This is a genomic window from Lachnoclostridium phytofermentans (assembly GCF_000733755.1).
Classification (GTDB): Bacteria; Bacillota; Clostridia; order Lachnospirales; family Lachnospiraceae; genus Lachnoclostridium; species Lachnoclostridium phytofermentans_A.
Window position 1 is genome coordinate 105,190 of record NZ_JPOF01000003.1, and the last position, 20,091, is coordinate 125,280.

At 35.7% G+C, this 20,091-nt stretch carries 17 protein-coding genes; 3 read left to right on the top strand and 14 right to left on the bottom strand.

Features of this window, described 5'->3' with window-relative positions; translation table 11 throughout:
• Positions 1–327 precede the first annotated feature (327 nt).
• Positions 328–1,503 carry an ISL3 family transposase gene (locus CC92_RS0105950; RefSeq protein ID WP_029502023.1) on the top strand — a complete coding sequence of 392 codons (1,176 nt, stop codon included), beginning with the start codon at positions 328–330 and terminating at the stop codon, positions 1,501–1,503.
• A 228-nt stretch (positions 1,504–1,731) separates the two neighbouring features.
• Here the strand turns inward: CC92_RS0105950 and CC92_RS0105955 are convergent, their stop codons facing one another.
• The 11 genes from CC92_RS0105955 to CC92_RS0106005 form a co-directional block, all read right to left on the bottom strand.
• Positions 1,732–3,414 (bottom strand): DAK2 domain-containing protein, encoded by a 1,683-nt coding sequence (locus CC92_RS0105955; protein WP_029503884.1) that lies wholly within the window; start codon positions 3,412–3,414, stop codon positions 1,732–1,734.
• A 20-nt stretch (positions 3,415–3,434) separates the two neighbouring features.
• Positions 3,435–3,791: an Asp23/Gls24 family envelope stress response protein gene (locus CC92_RS0105960; RefSeq protein ID WP_029503882.1), complete on the bottom strand. Its 357-nt coding sequence runs from the start codon at positions 3,789–3,791 to the stop codon at positions 3,435–3,437.
• Between the two features lie 532 nt (positions 3,792–4,323).
• The gene (locus CC92_RS0105965) at positions 4,324–4,521 is read right to left on the bottom strand and encodes a large ribosomal subunit protein bL28 (protein WP_029503881.1); all 198 of its coding nucleotides are present in this window, start codon (positions 4,519–4,521) and stop codon (positions 4,324–4,326) included.
• 188 nt (positions 4,522–4,709) lie between these two features.
• Positions 4,710–5,123, bottom strand: coding sequence for a GerW family sporulation protein (locus CC92_RS0105970; protein WP_029503880.1), 414 nt, complete (start codon positions 5,121–5,123; stop codon positions 4,710–4,712).
• Complete coding sequence (locus tag CC92_RS0105975) at positions 5,123–6,280, bottom strand: DUF2953 domain-containing protein (RefSeq protein ID WP_029503879.1); 1,158 nt, start codon at positions 6,278–6,280, stop codon at positions 5,123–5,125. The genes CC92_RS0105970 and CC92_RS0105975 overlap by 1 nt, the downstream gene beginning before the upstream one ends.
• Before the next feature lie 144 nt (positions 6,281–6,424).
• Entirely contained in the window at positions 6,425–6,733 is a 309-nt protein-coding gene (locus CC92_RS0105980; RefSeq protein ID WP_051650806.1) for a hypothetical protein, read from the bottom strand.
• An 89-nt stretch (positions 6,734–6,822) separates the two neighbouring features.
• Positions 6,823–8,220 (bottom strand): hypothetical protein, encoded by a 1,398-nt coding sequence (locus CC92_RS0105985; RefSeq protein ID WP_029503877.1) that lies wholly within the window; start codon positions 8,218–8,220, stop codon positions 6,823–6,825.
• A 97-nt stretch (positions 8,221–8,317) separates the two neighbouring features.
• Complete coding sequence (locus CC92_RS0105990; protein ID WP_029503876.1) at positions 8,318–9,472, bottom strand: ABC transporter permease; 1,155 nt, start codon at positions 9,470–9,472, stop codon at positions 8,318–8,320.
• Positions 9,459–10,664: an ABC transporter permease gene (locus CC92_RS0105995; RefSeq protein ID WP_029503875.1), complete on the bottom strand. Its 1,206-nt coding sequence runs from the start codon at positions 10,662–10,664 to the stop codon at positions 9,459–9,461. Before CC92_RS0105995 ends, CC92_RS0105990 begins: the two co-directional genes overlap by 14 nt.
• A 19-nt stretch (positions 10,665–10,683) precedes the next feature.
• Entirely contained in the window at positions 10,684–12,108 is a 1,425-nt protein-coding gene (gene pyk / locus CC92_RS0106000; RefSeq protein WP_029503874.1) for a pyruvate kinase, read from the bottom strand.
• A 17-nt stretch (positions 12,109–12,125) separates the two neighbouring features.
• A complete protein-coding gene (locus CC92_RS0106005; protein ID WP_029503873.1) occupies positions 12,126–13,013 on the bottom strand; it encodes a rhomboid family intramembrane serine protease in 888 nt (295 codons plus the stop codon).
• Between the two features lie 466 nt (positions 13,014–13,479).
• Here CC92_RS0106005 and CC92_RS0106010 point away from each other — a divergent pair, with 466 nt between their 5' ends.
• Complete coding sequence (locus tag CC92_RS0106010; protein ID WP_029503872.1) at positions 13,480–15,264, top strand: Rqc2 family fibronectin-binding protein; 1,785 nt, start codon at positions 13,480–13,482, stop codon at positions 15,262–15,264.
• Positions 15,265–15,310: 46 nt separating this feature from the next.
• Positions 15,311–16,135 carry a histidinol-phosphatase HisJ family protein gene (locus CC92_RS0106015; RefSeq protein WP_029503871.1) on the top strand — a complete coding sequence of 275 codons (825 nt, stop codon included), beginning with the start codon at positions 15,311–15,313 and terminating at the stop codon, positions 16,133–16,135.
• A 286-nt stretch (positions 16,136–16,421) separates the two neighbouring features.
• On the opposite strand, the gene mnmA is transcribed toward CC92_RS0106015, so the two are convergent.
• From mnmA to nifS, 3 genes are all read right to left on the bottom strand, one after another.
• Positions 16,422–17,495 carry a tRNA 2-thiouridine(34) synthase MnmA gene (mnmA, locus tag CC92_RS0106020; protein WP_029503870.1) on the bottom strand — a complete coding sequence of 358 codons (1,074 nt, stop codon included), beginning with the start codon at positions 17,493–17,495 and terminating at the stop codon, positions 16,422–16,424.
• A 382-nt stretch (positions 17,496–17,877) separates the two neighbouring features.
• Positions 17,878–18,318: a Fe-S cluster assembly scaffold protein NifU gene (nifU, locus tag CC92_RS0106025; protein ID WP_029503869.1), complete on the bottom strand. Its 441-nt coding sequence runs from the start codon at positions 18,316–18,318 to the stop codon at positions 17,878–17,880.
• Between the two features lie 51 nt (positions 18,319–18,369).
• Positions 18,370–19,566 (bottom strand): cysteine desulfurase NifS, encoded by a 1,197-nt coding sequence (nifS, locus tag CC92_RS0106030; RefSeq protein WP_029503868.1) that lies wholly within the window; start codon positions 19,564–19,566, stop codon positions 18,370–18,372.
• Positions 19,567–20,091: the final 525 nt, after the last annotated feature.

Here is a 20,091-nt window from a genome sequence, read left to right on the forward strand (position 1 = left end):
TTCTTTCTATCGCTAACTTTTAGAACCAAATAATTAATCCCCACGCATCTAGTCATTATGAACTATATTAGCACAAATTAGTCTTATATGTCAACTTTCGTCATTTTTTGTCAGTGTGTATTTTCTAGTTTTATTCGAACACGTAAAGGATAGGTGTATCCCCTATTCGACAAAGTCAAAAAAATCGTGCATTGGAAGAAAACTGGCTCTATAATAAATGTTGGGGTATGTGAATAAATTAATTCACTACTCCAACATTTTATTTTATAATAATAAAAAAGCCTCCCAGTGCCAGTCTACCAAAACAATCACCAGGAGGTTGCAATAATGCATAATTATTGTATCAATAAATTACTAGATTTAAAAGAGGTAAAAATAAAAAATATCATTCATGCGGATTCTTTTGTAAAAATATTTATTGAAACTAAGGCAAAAACTCACACTTGCCCTTCCTGTGGTGCTAAGACAAATAAGGTTCATGATTACAGGCAACAGACTATTAGGGATCTACCATTTCAGATGAAGGACTGCTATCTAATACTTAGAAAAAGACGTTATCGCTGTGCATGTGGTAAAAGATTCAGTGAAAAATACGATTTTTTAGCACATTACCAACAACGTACTACTCGACTTACTAAATACATCGTAAATGAACTTAGACAAAGCGTGACTTTAAAAACCGTAGCCCGTCGAGCGAATGTCTCAGCTACAACTGTGGCGCGAATTCTTGATACTATTCATTATACTTGTCCTTCTTTAAAAGAAGCCATTTCAATTGATGAATTTAAGGGGAATGCTGAAACTGGAAAATATCAATGTATTCTAGTAAATCCAAAGCAACGTTCTATAATGGATATCCTCCCAAATCGTTCACAAGCGCATTTAGCCTCTTATTTTAAAGAAATAAACCGAAGTGAGCGGTACCGCGTAAAGTATTTTGTATGTGATATGTGGCAACCTTATGTTGATTTGGCTCATAGCTTTTTCCCTAACGCTCAAGTCATAATCGATAAATATCACTTTGTTCGTCAAGTTACATGGGCCATCGAAAATGTACGTAAAAGACTACAAAAAAGCATGACTGCAACGATGAGAAAATACTATAAACGCAGTCATAAACTAATTTTAGCAAGGTATAAACAACTAGAAAATAGGGATAAAAAAGCATGTGACATTATGTTACTTTATAATGATGATTTAAGAAAAGCACATATGCTAAAAGAATGGTTTTATGATATTTGTCAGAATACAAAGTACTCAATCCAAAGAACAGAGTTCTATGAATGGATCCGCAATGCTGAAAGTTCAGGTATTAAAGAGTTTGAAAAGTGCGCTGCAACATATCGGTATTGGTCAAATGAAATATTAAATGCTTTTAAGTACGGAATTACAAACGGTTCCACAGAGGGCTTTAATAACAAGATTAAGGTTCTTAAACGTACCTCATATGGTATCCATAACTTTGAACGTTTTCGTACCCGTATTTTACACTCTTGTAACTAAATAAAAACAGACTGGCACGAAGGTTTATTTGTCATGCCCAAAAATAGAATTTCTAGAACCTCTACATAAAAACAGCTCTAAATCCAGTAATGGGGCATGATTGAGTCCAATCATACCCCAACACTTGACAAAGAGCCAGAAAACTTTTCTTACAAATGCACGATTTTATTTAATTCTTTTCTGATTTTTTCAATTATCAATATGTCATAATCAAGCTAAAATGCCTTGTTACTCTACAGATAATACATAATAATAAATCGGTTGACCGCCCATGTGAACTTCGATATCAACCATCGGATACTTTACAGTAATCTGGTCTGCGATTTGATTCGCATCCTCTTCTGTAACTTCAGCACCATAGTACAAGCTAATTAATTCGGAATCGTCATCTACTAAACTCTCAATTAATTCAATCGTTGTTGTGTTGATATCACTTCCAACAGAAAGAATCGTCTTATCCCCGATTCCCATAATATTACCTTGTTTTATTTCTTTCCCATCAATATTCGTATCACGAACTGCATAGGTAACCTGACCGGTCTTTACGCGATTCATCTCTTCCATCATTCTCTTTTGATTTTCTTCTGTTGACTTATCAAAAACATAGTTAATGATTGCAGTAATACCTTGAGGTACTGTTTTTGATGGAATAACAACAATTTCTTTATCCTCAGTCAGAGCTTTGGCTTGTTCTGCTGCTAAGATAATGTTGCTGTTGTTCGGTAATATAAAGATGGTATCAGCATTTACATTATCAATTGCATTTAACATATCCTCGGTACTTGGATTCATAGTCTGACCGCCTTCAATCAAATAATCAACTCCAAGACCTGTGAAAATCTCATTAATGCCTTCTCCAATGGATACCGCTACAAAACCGACTGGTTTTCTAGGCTCTTTTTTCTTTACTTCCGCTGTCTCTATATTTTTAGCAGCCTGAGCAGATGCATCAGCAATTAAACGCTCATTATGCTCTTCTCTCATATTATCTATCTTCATCTTAGTTAACGAACCATACGTTAATGCACGCTGGATAGCAAGTCCAGGGTCATTCGTATGTACGTGAACCTTAACAATATCATCATCAGAAACAACTACGATAGAATCACCGATAGATTCAAGAAATCCCTTGAATTCATGTTCTTTCTTCTCATTGTAATCCTTCTCAAGCATGATAATAAATTCAGTACAATAGCCAAACTTAATGTCCGCTGTAGCAATATTTTCAACATCGATTTTTTTCGTAGCAGAAGGTGTACTAGTTGTAGCTGGAGCAATTGTAAAATCTACATTCTTACCAAGCATCGCATCATATGCACCTTTTACTATTTCTAGTAGTCCCTGTCCACCCGAGTCTACCACTCCTGCTTCCTTCAACACCGGAAGCAGCTCTGGGGTATGAGCAAGAACTTCCTCCATACGTTTTATCACTTCTGCTCCAAAGTATACTAAATCAGTAGTCTCATTCACGAGCTCTGCTGCTCTTTCTGCACCACCTCTGGCAACAGTTAATATAGTACCTTCCTTCGGCTTCATAACTGCTTTGTACGCTGTCTCGACTGCTTTCTGGAATGCATTTGCCATAACAGTAACATTAATCTGCTTGTGTTCCTTAAATTCCTTCGTTAACCCACGAAATAGCTGAGATAAAATTACACCAGAATTACCTCTCGCACCACGTAAGGATCCGCTGGATATCGCTTTACACAAATCTTCGATGGTTGGGTTTGTAAGAGTACTAACCTCCTTCGCAGCAGACATAATGGTTAATGTCATATTTGTACCTGTATCGCCATCCGGAACCGGAAACACGTTCAGCTCATTAATGTATTCCTTCTTCACTTCGATGCTCTTTGCTCCTGCAAGAAACATCTTCTGCAGAAGTTTTGCATCAATCGTATTCAAAGTCACTTGTTTGCTCCTCCTTAAATCTAGTCGATGACTCTAACGCCCTCAACAAATATATTAATTTTTGCGACTGTAAGGCCCGCAAATTCCTCTACTTTATATTTTACATTGCTTATCAGATTTTCTGCAACGGCAGATATACTTACACCATAAGAAACAATAATATGAAGATCTATTGTCATAACATTATCTTCGATTACTACATTAACGCCATGGTTTAAGCTTTCTCGCCGTAAAAGTTTTGCTAAGCCGTCTTTCATGCTAACGGAAGCCATACCTACAACGCCGAAGCACTCAATTGCGCTAGAGCCTGCATATTTGGCGATTACATCCGTATCTATAGCGATTTCACCCATTTTGGTAAACATCGTTCCATTCATACGTAACCCTCCAATCTAATTCGTATATAGTTCTATTATAACCTGTTTTTACAAAAAAAGAAACAAAATTTTGTTAACGTCTAACTGGGGACCTATTTCGTTTCTTTCCTATAAGTTAATAAGGTCCTTTGGCTTTGTATCTTAAGTCTTAAAACTTCTTCTCACACTTAAATGGATAACAAGCAACTTACCGCATATATATGTATAAAGCAGCTAAAATAAGGCTTGACTATGAAGAGAATGATTGGTTTCATCTTGTTTTGGATAGCTGTCGGAATGACAATTATGCTATTCATTACGAATGGTTTTTTAGCCATTTGTATTATCATCCTGTTCCTTATTCTTGGCTATAATCTCTTCTGTTGTTGACAGACTCACTTTATTATAGAGATTGAACAGTCACGAAACGATACTAAGGAAATCCCCCTTATTACAGGTCATGCTCATCCTTACCGGATCGTTTTTTGCATGTAACTTACAATTTATTCAACAAAAAAGGGTGTCAGTAATATGACACCCCTTTTAATATGGATTAAGCACGTTCTACTTTACCGTCTCTTAAACAAGAAGTACATACGTACATCTTCTGTGTTCCTCCGTTAACTTTAATACGAACAGATTTAACATTGGACTTCCACATTTTGTTGGATCTTCCCGAAACTTGACTTCTGGAATGGCTCACAACTTTACCAAAGTGAGCACCTTTATCGCAAACTGCACATTTTGCCATTGAAAAGCACCTCCTTAATTAAATTAGGCCTTGCGTCTCCCTGCTTAAGAGCCGCCAGCATCGTGCATAAATTACACTGTGACCTACAAACAAAACTATTCTATCAGAATTTAAGACATAATGCAAGCAGAAAATGATTAATTTCAATTCAAATCAGAATAGCAACCTTTCACTTTCTAATATAATTCCTACTCTAAGTTGTCTTCTTTTCCATTTAAAATATCAAAAGCTCTATCATTTATTTCTTGTTCTTCTTTTTTCTTCTTTGGATCTTTCGTAAAGCGATCAATCACATCTGGTACCATGTCAATAATCTTAGTAACCATATCCTGATTCTTCACATTGACAAGACGAATTTTTCCATCCTTAATCACAAGCACTGAGCTAGGAGTTATTCTGCCACCCATACCCCCACCAGCATTATTCTTCTTATCATTTGTAAATGCACCTGCTCCAACACCAAAGCTAACATCCACTAACGGTAATATGATGGTTCCATCTTCAAATTTAACTGCATCACCAACTACTGTTTTTGTAGTAATAAAAGAATCCATTCCTTTAAACAATGACTCTACGGTTTGGTTAAAATTCTGTTCTGCCATTATAATATCTCCTCCTTTAATAGCTTAGTATTTTTTATGAATCGTTTGAAATTCTCATCTCGCAATAACTTTATTCCTATTATAAGTAAGTTAAACAATCTTATTCTGCCCTTTATAAAAAGCTCACCTTCCAAAACTTCTTCTTCAAAGTCAGGTTCTACTTTAACATACTTACCATAATATCCATAGAAAGCAGCCGCTGCACCAAGCGCTTGTCCAGTCGTTGCTGGATCTCCTGATCCAAAATGAATATATCCTTTGGCTTTCGTAGGCGCTATATGCTTTAGAAGTCTCCAGATGCTGAAAAGTCCTAGCTTAATTCCAGCCTTATTTTCCTCTGACTGAAAAAAAGCAACTACTTTACTTTTTTTCTCCCAAAGACCTTGAATCAGCTTCCATATTGATAAAAACTTCTCTTTTAATTTCCGAAATACATTTTTTAGATTCTTTATCTTATTTCCAATCGTGATGAAGAATCTTTTTATTTTCACGCAAACCTGTTTCAATTTATTGATCAGACGTCGTAAAAATGAGATCTTTCCTTCACGTTCTTCCTCAATTTCCTCTTCATTTTCTAAAGCTTCACCAAACTTATCAATTGATTGAAGGTCAGATAGTACATTCTCTTTATTCTCACTTATCTTAGAAAACTCATCTTCTATTACCTTATTATCTGACTCTGTATCAGTTTCCGATATATCATTCTCTTTCTTAGTATCCAAAGAATTGTTTATCGCTTTGTTTTGATGATTTATTTTCATCATAGGATCGCTTGATTTAATCTCAGTAGAATTCAATTCTTTCTCTATCTCTAAGGAATCGACCTCAGATTGATGTTTCTTGTTCTTCTGCTTCTTGTTTTTCTGTTTCTTCTTTTTCTGTTTCTTCTTTCCTGAATCATTGTTATCAAAGAAACGATACCCTGCAATTCGAAGTACAATACTTAGCTTTTCCTGTAAAAATAAAATTCTTAAATGTACCAATCCAAAAGCCCAAGTCACTTTTCCTTTTACTACAATATCCGAATATTTCTTTCCTTCGAAGCGATAACGGATTGGAACAAATAAGACAACCAAAACAGCAAAAAGCAGCAAACCTAAGAGCACTGCTATTACTATTCCGATTATTTTTAATATCAGTAATAAAATATGAAGCATTCTATTATTCCCCAATCTTTTATGCTTGTCATAGCATGTTGCTAGGCATATTGCTAGGCAAATAGCTAAGTGAATTATTAGACAAATAGCTAAGCGGATCACTAATGGCTAAGCGAATTATCAGGCAAATAGCTAAGCGAATCACTAAGCAAAATACTCTCGCACCTTAAAATCCCCAGTAGCTTTGTAAATTTCTACTATCATTTGCATTACAACTTCCTCGGCTTCCTCCATATTATAAGCTAATCCAAGGATATGAACTTCACTGTTTTTTATGTGAGGAAGTTTTAGCTGGCTAGCTGGCATGATGTCGAATAGATTTTGGTTATTGGAAGCAAAGGTTATGCAGTAGATATTCGGAGCTTTTCTCCCGCGATTAATTGCATAAATCATTCGCCTATGCCTTTTCTTGATGGATTCGCCATAGTACAATTTCTCACTCCATCGAATCATGTTCTCCTCATCCTCTTCCTCTTTTTGGTTATCTACTAAATTATAACACAGGTTCCTTATAAAAATACAGAAGATTTTGTCTTTGGATATTAATCTAGTAACTGTTTTAAAAGTGAAACACTGGCAACACGTTCTGCTACATCACGACAACCTGCCAAAGAATTTCTCATATAATCTCTAACTTCTGTAGAATCCCTAAAAAGTACAGGCATCTCTCGAAGTGTTGCTGCAATACGAGCACGATTCATTAACTTATTTCCTTCACTTAATACCTTACCAAACTCGTCAACTAGTTCGCTCCATCTTTGTTCTATATAAGACTTGTCTGCAATCTTTCCATTCCATTGTTTTTCTAAGTCAATAAATAAGGAATTTGAGACTAAACTCTGAGATAAAATAAGACATTCTAATTGTTGTTCTACCATGATTGCTTCTGCAAGTTTTTTATGATCTTTTTTTACTAAATCAATCATAGCCTCATCTTCAGTAAGACACTCTAAATAATGCTCTAGTTTACCTTCTGCTACGGCAAATTTGTCAACTAAGTCATCCGGTATTGAGATAAACTCCTTCTTTTGTAAAAGCAATGCAATTTCTTCTACAATACCTTTTAATAAGTTCCCTGTGGCTATTGCTTCTGTAGAAGCATAGACTCCATTTAACAATACACTATAAAGTGCATTCACTGCTTCTTCAAGTGCATAGTAACTCTCTGTTTCAAGTTTTAAAAGCGAAGTAGCATCACTTATCACTTTTTCTAATTCCTTATAGTCAGCTTCATTAAGACTTTGATAATCTGCACTTTCTAGACTCTTGATTGCTTTCATTAGGTCTGGAAAATCTTCTTCCATGCGCTTAGGTTTATAAAGGCCAGAAGCAGAACGAAGCATGTATATAAAATCTTCTACTGTACTCTCTTCACTACCTTCATAGATAGAGAGGCATTCATTTAACATATCGTAGAATCTATTCTTCGTCATACGTACTGGTAACTGGGAAAGCATATTACGAATATGCTCATTTATCTCCAACCGATCTTCCTTAGCAAAAATCATGGATACTAGTTCTTTTACTTCAGCTTCGACATCGATATCCTCCAAATCATCCTTGTAATTTGGCTCGATACGATTTAGCATGTACTCGTATAAAGAAAAGCTATCTGCATAGGAGGTTAATCCTTGCATAATAGAAATTATCTCCCCACGAAGTTCATGCAATTTTTTAATACCCTGTTCTCTCTTTGTAGCATCAAAATCTGCGAACATCGTATCTACAACTATGTCATTCACCCTTAAAATGAAATCTTTCGCTCCCTCCGAGCATTCAGAAGACACAAGCATCTCATACACATTATAATAATGCATTGCAAAACTCATTCCACTATAGGCATAATAGTCTGAGGAAATATAATTTAACAGCATCGGTAAATGTACCTCTAACTGTTTTCCCTTACGTATTTCCTGTGCTATCTGTTTTCTATTAAGCATATTTTTCAATCTCCGTTCTTACAAAATCTCTTTTACTTGTCCTATCGATATCACAATGATATCGCTCTAGCTAATACCGTTATTTTGGTATCCAAAATCAGATATTAATTATTATATCAACAAATTTCTCAATAAACCACCCGTTTGGTGTAAATTTAAGAACATTTAAGAAATCCGCCTTTAATACCATTCCTATGAAAGAAAGGAATCCACTTGCTCCAAGTACTAAAACCATAATCGCACCTAACAATTGATATGCAATAAAACTTCGTACGACTTTTGTAATGAGTAAAAATAATAGTGAAATTACAAAAGAGAAGGTGATAGATAAGAGTAACAACTTACCAAATGCTTGTGGTAAGTTTACATAATAGCATACACAGAAAACAAAAACGACGCTTAGAATTAGCGATAAGATAAGAACGCTTAACATTGTGCCTAATTCTTTCGTTCCTCTAGCAACCATCGTTAGCTTTACCCTTTTTTCAATACCTTGTTCACGTTCCATACATACATAGGTGTAAGAAAACATAATAACAAAGGAAAGTAAAATCGCAAAAAGACCAGCAATAACTTGTCTATAAAGAAGGCTGGTATCAAGATTTTGGAACATTTCCTGTCCGTTTGTCGTATCTGCTAACGTGATGTCAAATTGGAACTCAAACTCATCATTTTCTCTTAATTCTTTTGCGTACTGATAAAAGCTCTCTTTTACAGTTTGGCTTTTATCTTTTAAGATTGCCCCAAACCTTGATGCTGTACGTTCAAGACAGATTTGATACATCATCTCACCTGCAAAGATATCCGATAGTATCGGCACTGATTGGTCACCTTTTACTTGATATACTGTGATTAAATGAGTCAAATCACCACTCTTTATTTTTTCTTCATACCCTTTATTAATAATATAAAAGCAATATATTTCACGATTTGATAACATACGTTCTAACGTATCCATGTCTTCTTCTAGTATAGTAAATGCTTCCACCGTCTGTAGACTCTCAATTAAACTCAAGGAACTTTCCGTTGCTACTTCTACTCCCGCTTCCGCTTTTACATCAAGATTTACTAACCCAACTGGAATTTTGCTTTGTTCTGTAGCTGCTTGATTTAATGAATTGCAAACAAAGAAAAAGCTAATCACCGAAAGTAAAAATACAATAACGGTTCCTTTATCTCGAAGAAGTAATCGTAGAGAAATTGAGGTACGATTTAAAGTATCTTTTATGATAGAGGTTTTATATGTCTTCACGAACAACTCCCTCCCTTCTTCGATATACAATCCAGGTACCTACAATTAAAAGAAACATAAGTAGTGCCACACCAAGAATGAAGAGCGGAGGTATTGCCTCATTGTTTAAATGTAGTGTAAAGCTTATGTTTAAAAACCAATAATTTGGAGACAGCTTTGCCAATTGCTTCATAGCATCTGGTAAATATAACATAGGAATTAGTCCAGCACCAATGATGGCACCGAATATAATCAAAACATTGGATACTAATAAGTAATTGGGAAGTTTTCGTAGCAAGGTTCCAAGAAATAAAAATACCAACACTGTTGTTCCAAAATACAGGATAAAAAATATTATTTCAGATAAATTTGTTTTTGGAAACAGACCTGCTTGCCCCAAACCGTAGAGCAGAAGTACAGGAACTGAAAATAGACCCAGATACAAGCTAAACTTGGCAATCACAACCGTAGTAATTTTTGTTCCCATTGTAGTAAGACGTGATAGTATTCCATTCTTTCGCTCCAAAAGTAGATCCATTCCTGCGAACACAGCAAGATAGGATAAAAGAAGGAAAAACACTTCATAGGTGTAGTACGTGCGTAATGGTATTCCTGTAACATCCTGCTTTTCAATATAATCAAAAAAACTTTCTCTTCCAAGAGCAGTAAATACCAAATCATAAGAGATACGTATATTTTCAGAATCAATTAGACTTTGTGGCATGGATGCTTCTTTCATCATGTCATATAATGCAACGCAGTTTACTTCCACTGCGGATATGTATCGTTCATAACCGAGCAGCATATTTTTTAGGATAATTGCTTTTGTAGTATCTTTTTTGCTAATCACTGCTTGCATCGGAACATTTTCAATGTAAATTAAACTTTCTGCAAAACCTGGTGGGATTAACAGATACATCGTTAATTCTCCATCCTCGAATTTTTGCTTTATCTCATTCTCCTCTCCAACTTCAACACTTACATATTGGGAGAATACTTCATTATCTTTAAAATAAGATACCATGAGAGTTGAATATTCAGACTTGTCTTTGTCAATCACACCGATGGATACGCCTGCCCGTGATGAGGCAGGTTCCTCGGTCGCATAAAAAGCAGTGCCTATTATAAACATAATAAGCACAGCAATTAGAAACATCCATATTTTTTTATTTTGTCCCCAAACTTTAAGGTCCTTTTTCATTAAATTCCACATGAATGCCTCCTACGATTGTCTACTCAACAACAACCGCCTTTATCATATTCGTAACGCTTGATTTACCAGCTGGTACACCTGCTGTTAAAATCACAACGTCACCAACATTTACATAGTCATGTTGGCGTACCGTCTTTACCGCTTCCTCTAAAAGATGGTCGGTAGAATTCACTTCTTTTACCTTTAATGGCTGAACACCACGGTAAATCTGCATCTTACGAAGTGTACGATCTAAAGGAGATAATCCGATTACTGGACACTTAGGACGGTATTTTGACACCAAACGAGCGGTATAACCAGAGAAGCTAGAAGCAATAATTAATTTTGCATCAAGACGTCCTGCAGTGGCTACCGCAGAGTAACTAATAGCGCATGAAACATCTTCGTTGCTCACTTCATGTTCGTTTTTCTTATCACTAGTTATGGACTCATAGTGTGTTTCTGATTCTTTCGCAATCTTAGCCATCATTTGTACTGCCTGTATCGGATATTTACCAGCAGCTGTTTCTCCAGATAACATAATGGCATCTGTTCCATCATAAATCGCATTCGCAACGTCAGTCACCTCTGCACGGGTTGGACGTGGATTACGAATCATAGAATCTAACATCTGAGTTGCAGTAATAACTGGCTTAAATGCCTCATTACATTTTTGAATCATAGTCTTTTGGATATATGGAAGAGTTTCTGGCTCTACCTCTACACCAAGGTCACCACGAGCAACCATAATTCCGTCTGCTTCTGCAATAATTTCGTCAAGGTTTTCCATACCTTCCATATTCTCGATCTTCGCAATGATTGCGATATCAGAATTACAGTCACGAATAATTCCACGGATTTCACGAATTGCCTCTGCATTACGGATAAAGGATGCTGCAATAAAGTCTACTCCTTCATTGATACCAAAGATGATATCTGCTCTATCTTGCTCAGTGATTGCTGGAAGTTTAAGTTTTACATTTGGAAGGTTTACACCTTTTCTACTTCCAAGCTCACCACCGTTAACTACTTCACAGATTACCTTATCGTCTTCCACTTTTTTAACTTTTAACTCAATCAATCCATCTGCAATTAAGATTGATCCACCAACCGAAACATCTTCTGGAAGGTGTTGATAAGTAACACTGATAATTGTACTGTTACAAGGAACATCCTCTGTTGTTACAATTACCTGCTCGCCTCTTACTAGGGTAAATTCTTTTCCATTTTCTGCAAGTCCGGTACGAATCTCCGGGCCTTTGGTATCAAGAAGAATCGCGATTGGAAGACCTAATTCTTCACGAACCTTCTTAATCTTTGAAATCATTTCACCATGACCTTCGTGATTTCCGTGGGAAAAATTCAATCTTGCAATATCCATTCCACTTAAACACAACTCCTTAATCATCTCTTCGGATGAAGTCGCTGGCCCTAAGGTACAAACAATTTTCGTTTTTTTCTGCATCTTTCAAATTCCTCTCTTTAACTGTCCTGTTCTCTGTCATTACGATGCACATGTTCATGAGTATATAAATGATCCATACAATACTCATAATTCCCGTCGCATTTGGAACAGAATCTGAATTCTAGGTTATCATCATCTAATTCCGTTCTGCCACACACCGCGCACTTATGTCTCGTAACAGTAGTCCTGCCTTGAAACTGTATAACATTGTCTGGATTGTGAGCGTTTCGTACCTGACGCTTGTAATTTGCTCTTCTCTTATATTCCTTTGGAGATATTCTTTTGTAATTTCTAGTAGCAACGAAAAAGATTAGGAAATTTAATATTGCTAGAACCATTGCGATACCCTGATACCAATGTCCTAAGCTTACAAACGTATAAATTTCGTAACCATACACAATTGCATAGAAGAGTCCAAGATATTTCACCTTGATTGGAAGAATATACATGAGTAAAAGTTCTACATTTGGGTATAATGCTGCAAAGGCAAAAAACATTGCTTGATTGATAAAATCAAGTCCAAGCATATAGCTCCTTCCAGTCACCGCATAAATAATAACGGTAGCTAGAATATTAAACAAGATACCACTGAAGAAATAAAGGTTAAATCGGAAAGCTCCCCAAGAGCGTTCTAGTGAGTTACCTATCATATAATACAGATACATCTGTATTAAAAAGGCAAACATACCCATTGCGCTTAACGATGGCACTTGAATTAAGAAGGTAACCAGTCTCCACACCTGACCGTGTAATACTTTATCGATATCAAGGTATAGGAAGTAAATTAGGTTAGGATTAATTAGAGTGATTATAAAACCTACAACATATAAGCCTATCACATATTTCATAAGATTGTGAATAGCATATTTGCCGAATTTTCTTTCCATTTTATTTAAAAATTTCATATAATACCTCCATTTTCCTACTCGGTACTGCCACTATCCTCTGACTATTATATGTATTCATAGAAGCCTTGTCAAACGAAAGTAGAGTATCTTAATAATCTTTTTACTTTCTGTTGTTTTCAAGTATAATTTTGACACTGAAACTGGTAGTATGTTATAATGCTTAAGATCTTTTATAGTAATAAAGATGTAAATAGTTTTATGAATTTAATTAAGCAAAATCTATATTAGAGTTATACTTATTCAGTAATACTTTATGAGTATCACTTTTTAGGTAATTATATAAACACTTTTTTAATGTTGCTTTGGTTTTGCTTTTGTGTTGCTTTTTGCTTCTATGTGTTACTATATAAAAGAGCTTATTTTGCATTGATAATACGTTATATGCGGTAATTTTATAAGCATCCTATATAGCAAAAATATATCATTAAAATTAAGGCGCCTAAGCGTCAGAACAGAGGTTAGTATGGCATTTGATGGATTTGTGATATCCAATTTATTATATGAGTTAAAAGAAAAGCTTGTTGGCGGTCGTATTATGAAAATTAGCCAGCCAGAAAAAGACGAGCTTGTACTTACAATTAAGAATTACGACCAATATAAACTGTTTTTATCCGCTTCTGCGGGTCTTCCACTGATTTATCTTACGGAGCAAAGCAAACAAAATCCGTTAAATGCTCCGAATTTTTGCATGCTACTACGTAAGCATTTAAATAGTGCCAGAATTCTCTCCATCACCCAACCTGATTTTGAACGTATCTTACAATTTGAAATCGAACATCTAGATGAGATGGGGGATTTACGAAAAAAATATCTTATGGTCGAGATCATGGGAAAACATAGTAATATTATCTTCTGTGACGAAGAGTTTACGGTAGTGGATAGTATCAAACATATCTCAGGCTTTGTAAGCTCTGTAAGAGAAGTGTTGCCCGGAAGAAAATATTTCATTCCTAAAACAACAGAAAAATTGGACCCAACGATCCTTAGCTTTGATGAGTTTAAAAATCAAGTGATGTCAAAACCAATGTCGATTGGAAAAGCACTATACAGCACCTTAACTGGAATTAGTCCACTTCTTGCAAATGAAATCTGTTATCGCTCAAGTCTTGATTCTGAAGCATCTACTGCAAGTTTAAGTGAGGACTTAACATACCATCTCTTTCAGAATTTTAACCGTGTGATGGAGATTACTAAGACAAAAGAGTATACTCCAAACATAGTTTATCGCGGAAAAGAACCAGTAGAATTTTCTAGTATTCCTTTGACTTGCTACCAAAAAGCGGATGGCTATGATGAACAAGATTATAATAGTATATCCAGTGTTTTGGAAAATTTCTATGCTTCAAAAAATGCGGTAACACGGATTCGTCAAAAGTCTGCTGACCTTCGTAAAATTGTTGCAAATGCAATCGAGCGTGAGTCAAAAAAATATGATTTACAAAAAAAACAACTCTTAGATACAGAAAAAAGAGAAAAATATAAAGTTTATGGCGAGCTATTGACTACTTATGGTTATCAAGCAGCTCCTGGCGACAAGTCTATTACGGTACTAAATTATTATACCAACGAAGACTTAACTATTCCCTTAAATCCTGAGATTTCAGCCCTTGAGAATGCAAAGGTTTATTTTGAACGATATGGTAAATTAAAGCGTACCTTTGAAGCTCTTAGTAAATTAATTATTGAAACGGAAGAAGATTTAAGACATCTGGATTCGATTCGTACTTCCCTTGATATTGCCATCGCAGAAAATGACCTTGTGCAGTTAAAAGAAGAATTAATTGAATATGGCTATATTAAGCGCCATTTTGGACGAGGTGATGGAAAGCAGTCTGGTAAGAACGGAAATAAGCAAAAGAAGACAAAAATAACAAGCAAACCGTTCCACTATCTTTCCTCGGATGGTTATCACATCTATGTTGGAAAGAATAATTACCAAAATGATGAGCTTACGTTTGATTTTGCTACTGGTAATGACTGGTGGTTTCACGCGAAAGGTATGGCAGGTTCTCATGTTATTGTAAAAAGTAATGGAGATGAGTTGCCAGACCGCGTATATGAAGAAGCTGGTAGTCTTGCTGCCTATTACTCTAAGGGAAGAGAGAATGAAAAGGTTGAAATAGATTATACAGAGAAAAAGAATGTGAAAAAGCCGAACAAAGGAAAACCTGGCTTTGTAGTCTATTACACCAACTACTCTCTTATTGCTACACCAGATATTAGCTCCTTAACCTTAATTTCAGACTAAAAGTCATAGTTATAATAAAACGTACGGTTAAGAAAGGAGCTTTTATATGATACTTGCAGATTTTCATACGCATACTAATTTTTCAACCGATTCTGATAGCACCCCTGAATCCATGATTGAACGTGCTATCTCTATGGGTTTAACCACTTATTGTATTACCGATCATATGGATTTTCGTTATCCTCATGGAGAAGAAGGTACTTTTACTTTCTCTCCTGCGGATTATATTACCTATCTTTCTGAGCTAAAAAAGCGTTATGCCAATCAGATAGAGCTTTTACTTGGTATTGAACTAGGACTGCGGAATGAGCCAGAACAAAAAGAAGAGGTTCGAAACTATTACAATTCCTTATTATCCTCCTACCCTTTCGATTTTGTAATAGGTTCTACCCATGTTTTGCAAAACACAGATCCCTATTATAAAGAGTTTTGGACAGCAAAGACTTCGAAAGATGGTATCCTTGATTATTTTCGATCCATTGTTCATAATGCGAAGTATTATCGTGGTTTTCAAGTATATGGTCATCTTGATTACATTGTCCGCTATATCCCAGATACCATAAAAGCCTATGATTATCTTGATTACAAAGATGTTCTGGAGGAATGTTTAAAAACTCTAATTGAACATGGCATCGGTATTGAATGTAATACCTCAGGTTTTAAATATAAGCTTTTAAATCCTCATCCAAAAGCGGAGATTTTAAAACGCTATTTGGAGTTGGGCGGTGAAATCTTAACGATTGGCTCTGACGCTCATAAACCAGAACATATCGCTTATGATTTTACAGTGGCTCATGATTTATTAATTAGCCTTGGTTTTCGTTATTATACCGTGTTTCGCGGTAAGAAACCTACATTTTTAAAGCTGTAAAAGCTGATATTTTCTATCTTAGGAAAGCTGTCAGAACAGGCTAACCAGTGTTTATAACTAAAACAATTTTAGAAAACTTTTAGCATAGTACAAAGTGAGTGTGCATCTCTCGGATAGATATTAATTCATAGGTAATTGCAGCGCAATTTCCTATAAACAAGAAAAAGCACGCTTCGCGTACTTTTCCTTGCCATGAATTAAAAAAGGAGGGGATTTCCCTCCTTAAACTCCATTATATCGTATCATTCCTTTGATTTAACCAATCATTTCGTTTAAACAACATCAACTACTTAATAATAGTACCCCCACCAACAACAATATCACCTTGATAGAAAACAACTGCCTGTCCTGGTGTAACTGCACGCTGCGGTGTTTCAAACTCACAAGCAATTTCAGTTTCAGATACTTTTCGAATTGTACATTTGGAACCTTCATGATTGTAGCGGATTTTTGCAGTAACTTCCATACCGTCCTCAAACTCTTCGACAGCCATTGCATTTAGCTGATTCGCAATCAAACGATCTGTAAATACCTCTTCATTACTTCCGATAACAACTTCATTCGTCTCTGGGCGAATCTCTACGACAAAAGCTGGACGCCCAAGTGCAATACCAAGTCCCTTTCTCTGTCCGACTGTATAATGAATAATTCCCTGATGTCTGCCAAGAATATTACCCTTCGTGTCTACAAAATTACCAGGCATGATTTTCTCTCCAGTATATTCTTCAATAAACCCTGCATAGTTATTATCTGGCACAAAACAAATTTCTTGACTATCTGGTTTATTTGCAACCAATAAACCTATCTTAGCTGCAATCTCACGCACTTCATCCTTGGTATATTCTCCGACTGGCATTAATGTCTTACTTAACTGATCTTGAGTTAAATTGTATAATGCATAGGTCTGATCCTTTGCTGCGGTAGCAGATTTCTTCAATGCAAATCTTCCATTTGGTAACGTAACAATCCTAGCATAATGACCGGTCGCAATATAATCTGCCCCAATTTGCAAGGATCTTGTAAGTAATGATTCCCACTTAACATAACGATTGCATGCGATGCAAGGATTCGGTGTACGGCCCATCTGATATTCCTTAACGAAGTAATCCATGACATTTGATTTAAATTCTGACTTAAAATTCATCACATAATAAGGAATTTCCAAAGAGTTAGCAACTCGTCTAGCGTCATCTACTGCACTTAAGCCGCAGCACCCTCCATTTTCCTCTAGTGTTACGTTATCCTCATCCTGCCAGATTTGCATTGTTACACCAATGACATCGTATCCAGCTTCCTTTAAAAGGTACGCCGCTACTGAGGAATCTACCCCTCCAGACATACCAACAACAACTTTTTTCATCTTAATCTCCATTCTTTCGCAATCCTACGAATTTGAGCGGCAACACAAATTCGTGTGTGAAAAATCTTGATTTTTACACACTATCTTCCTCTCTAACACAAACCCTAAAACTATTTTTAAATCTACATGATATACAAATAATAATCAAATTTTTCCTAACAATACTATAATAATACAAACAAATGCAAGTAATTACTAGACCTTAGTAAAAAAAATACGACATGTGACCTTGTTCTTGTCATGAATGAAAAATCAACAAGGTACCGTTTTATCCTAAGATATAAAACAGCACCTTGTTGTTATTCATAACAAGATGAGCCAGGGGGGGTGTCACATCTTGCTTAAAATATCCTTTGTCATTGATGTTTGATTCAGCGAGTGATTAATACTCCTCTTCTACTTCCTCATCTTCATGAATGTCATTCTTTGGCTTTTGTAGACCTTCAATATGAATACCATGCTTTTCGGCATAGTCCCAAAGAGCTGCATGAATCGCTTCTTCTGCCAATAAGGAACAGTGTACCTTTACTGGAGGAAGGCCATCAAGAGCCTCCATAACTGCTTTATTTGTTACTGTTAATGCCTCTTGTACAGTAAGGCCTTTCACTAGCTCTGTTGCCATACTACTTGTTGCAACTGCTGCACCACAACCAAAAGTTTTGAATTTAACATCCTGAATCACTTGGTTGTCATCAATATCAAGATACATTCTCATGATATCTCCGCACTTTGCATTTCCTACGGTTCCCACACCGCTCGCATTTTCTATTTCACCAACATTTCTAGGATGTTGAAAATGATCCATTACTTTTTCTGTATACATAACTGTTCCTCCATCTATCTTTTCAATTATATTAGTATGTTATCTATCAAATTATTCGGTACGATTCTTTTTTAGCTTCTTCATAAAGTCTTCATACAATGGTGACATCTGTCTTAATTTATCAACAATCTCTTTCATCTTATCGATGGTGTAATCGATATCTTCTTTGGTTGTATCTTCACTTAACGTTAGTCTTAAAGAGCCATGTGCAATTTCATGTGGCAATCCGATTGCAAGTAAAACGTGAGATGGATCTAAGGATCCAGAAGTACAAGCAGAACCACTGGATGCTGCAATTCCCTGCATATCGAGCATGATTAGAAGTGACTCCCCCTCGATAAACTGGAAACTAAAGTTTGCATTATTCGGTAAACGATTCTTACGATGACCATTTAATCTAGTATATGGAATTTCTTTTAATACTCGTTCAATAAGATAGTCTCTAAGTTCAATTTCTCGCTCTGTTCTTTCTTTTAAATTGGACGCTGCCATTTCAACTGCCTTACCAAATCCAACAATACCTGGTACATTTTCAGTACCTGCTCTTCGTTTTCTTTCCTGCCCACCACCATGAACAAAGGAGCGAAGCTTAAGACCATTTTTTATATAGAGGAATCCAATTCCCTTTGGACCGTTTAATTTATGACCACTGGCACTTAATAAATCAATACCAAGTTCTTTCACATCAATTGGTAATTGCCCAAATGCCTGAACTGCATCGGTATGGAATAATACATTATGCTGCTTTGCAATTTCGCCAATTTCCTTTACTGGCTGTATCGCACCGATTTCATTGTTTGCATACATGATCGATATTAAAATAGTAGTCGGACGAATTGCAGCCTTTAATTGATCAAGTTTTACAATTCCGTTTTCATCCACCTCAAGATAAGTAACCTCATATCCATGTTTCTGTAAGTACTCACAAGTATGCAAAACTGCATGATGCTCAATCTTAGTTGTAATGATATGATTCCCCTTATCACGATAAGCTTCTGCGACACCCTTAATTGCCCAGTTATCAGACTCAGAGCCACCAGCGGTAAAATATATCTCATTATTCTCACAACCTAAGGTCTTCGCAATAACATCTCTTGCCTCTGTTACTGCTTTTCTACTTCTTGTTGCTATTTCATACACACTGGATGGATTACCATAGTTTTCACAAAAATATGGTAACATAGCTTCTACTACTTCCGGTCTGGTCTGAGTGGTAGCAGCATTATCTAAATATATCATTCTACTCATTCCGATCTCCTCTTTTCTCTATCCTGTTTTGGTTCATTCTGACTAATTTTATGTCTTTGAACTACATTCTTTCTATTATTTCCATATGATATAAAATCATACGATATACTAATTCATTTGCTCGTTTTTTCCTTTTTACAGATAAAAGCCATAATCTTTCCTTCAAAAGGGAAGTTTCCAACACTTTTTAATCTTCGGATTGCCTTTGCTTATCATTTACGTAGCGAAGGAACATTCAACGAGCTTTTGATATATTCTACGCATTGTTAATTTGCTTGTGAAAGAAAGGCCAAGGCCTCTATTATTTCCTATCGGTTTTTCTTTCCTAATATACCATTATTTCGACAATTCGGTTATATCCTAGTGATTTACTATGATATGGTCATTTTACTCTCAGTTCAGTGGTTTGTCAATCCCTGTATCGAAAGATTTATGACATTTTTTGACCTCATCACATCAACTTTGATCCATAACGTATATCTTCGCACTTTTTGAATATATTTTAATAATTCCACTGTGCAAGAC

Coding starts and splice junctions, on each gene's coding strand:
- CC92_RS0106015 (WP_029503871.1), top strand. CDS start 15,311: ATGATACTTGCAGATTTTCATACGCATACTAATTTTTCAACCGATTCT.
- CC92_RS0105980 (WP_051650806.1), bottom strand. CDS start 6,733: ATGATTCGATGGAGTGAGAAATTGTACTATGGCGAATCCATCAAGAAA.
- CC92_RS0105965 (WP_029503881.1), bottom strand. CDS start 4,521: ATGGCAAAATGTGCAGTTTGCGATAAAGGTGCTCACTTTGGTAAAGTT.
- CC92_RS0105985 (WP_029503877.1), bottom strand. CDS start 8,220: ATGCTTAATAGAAAACAGATAGCACAGGAAATACGTAAGGGAAAACAG.
- nifS (WP_029503868.1), bottom strand. CDS start 19,566: ATGAGTAGAATGATATATTTAGATAATGCTGCTACCACTCAGACCAGA.
- nifU (WP_029503869.1), bottom strand. CDS start 18,318: ATGTATACAGAAAAAGTAATGGATCATTTTCAACATCCTAGAAATGTT.
- mnmA (WP_029503870.1), bottom strand. CDS start 17,495: ATGAAAAAAGTTGTTGTTGGTATGTCTGGAGGGGTAGATTCCTCAGTA.
- CC92_RS0105960 (WP_029503882.1), bottom strand. CDS start 3,791: ATGAATGGAACGATGTTTACCAAAATGGGTGAAATCGCTATAGATACG.
- CC92_RS0106005 (WP_029503873.1), bottom strand. CDS start 13,013: ATGAAATTTTTAAATAAAATGGAAAGAAAATTCGGCAAATATGCTATT.
- CC92_RS0105975 (WP_029503879.1), bottom strand. CDS start 6,280: ATGCTTCATATTTTATTACTGATATTAAAAATAATCGGAATAGTAATA.
- pyk (WP_029503874.1), bottom strand. CDS start 12,108: ATGCAGAAAAAAACGAAAATTGTTTGTACCTTAGGGCCAGCGACTTCA.
- CC92_RS0106010 (WP_029503872.1), top strand. CDS start 13,480: ATGGCATTTGATGGATTTGTGATATCCAATTTATTATATGAGTTAAAA.
- CC92_RS0105950 (WP_029502023.1), top strand. CDS start 328: ATGCATAATTATTGTATCAATAAATTACTAGATTTAAAAGAGGTAAAA.
- CC92_RS0105970 (WP_029503880.1), bottom strand. CDS start 5,123: ATGGCAGAACAGAATTTTAACCAAACCGTAGAGTCATTGTTTAAAGGA.
- CC92_RS0105995 (WP_029503875.1), bottom strand. CDS start 10,664: ATGTGGAATTTAATGAAAAAGGACCTTAAAGTTTGGGGACAAAATAAA.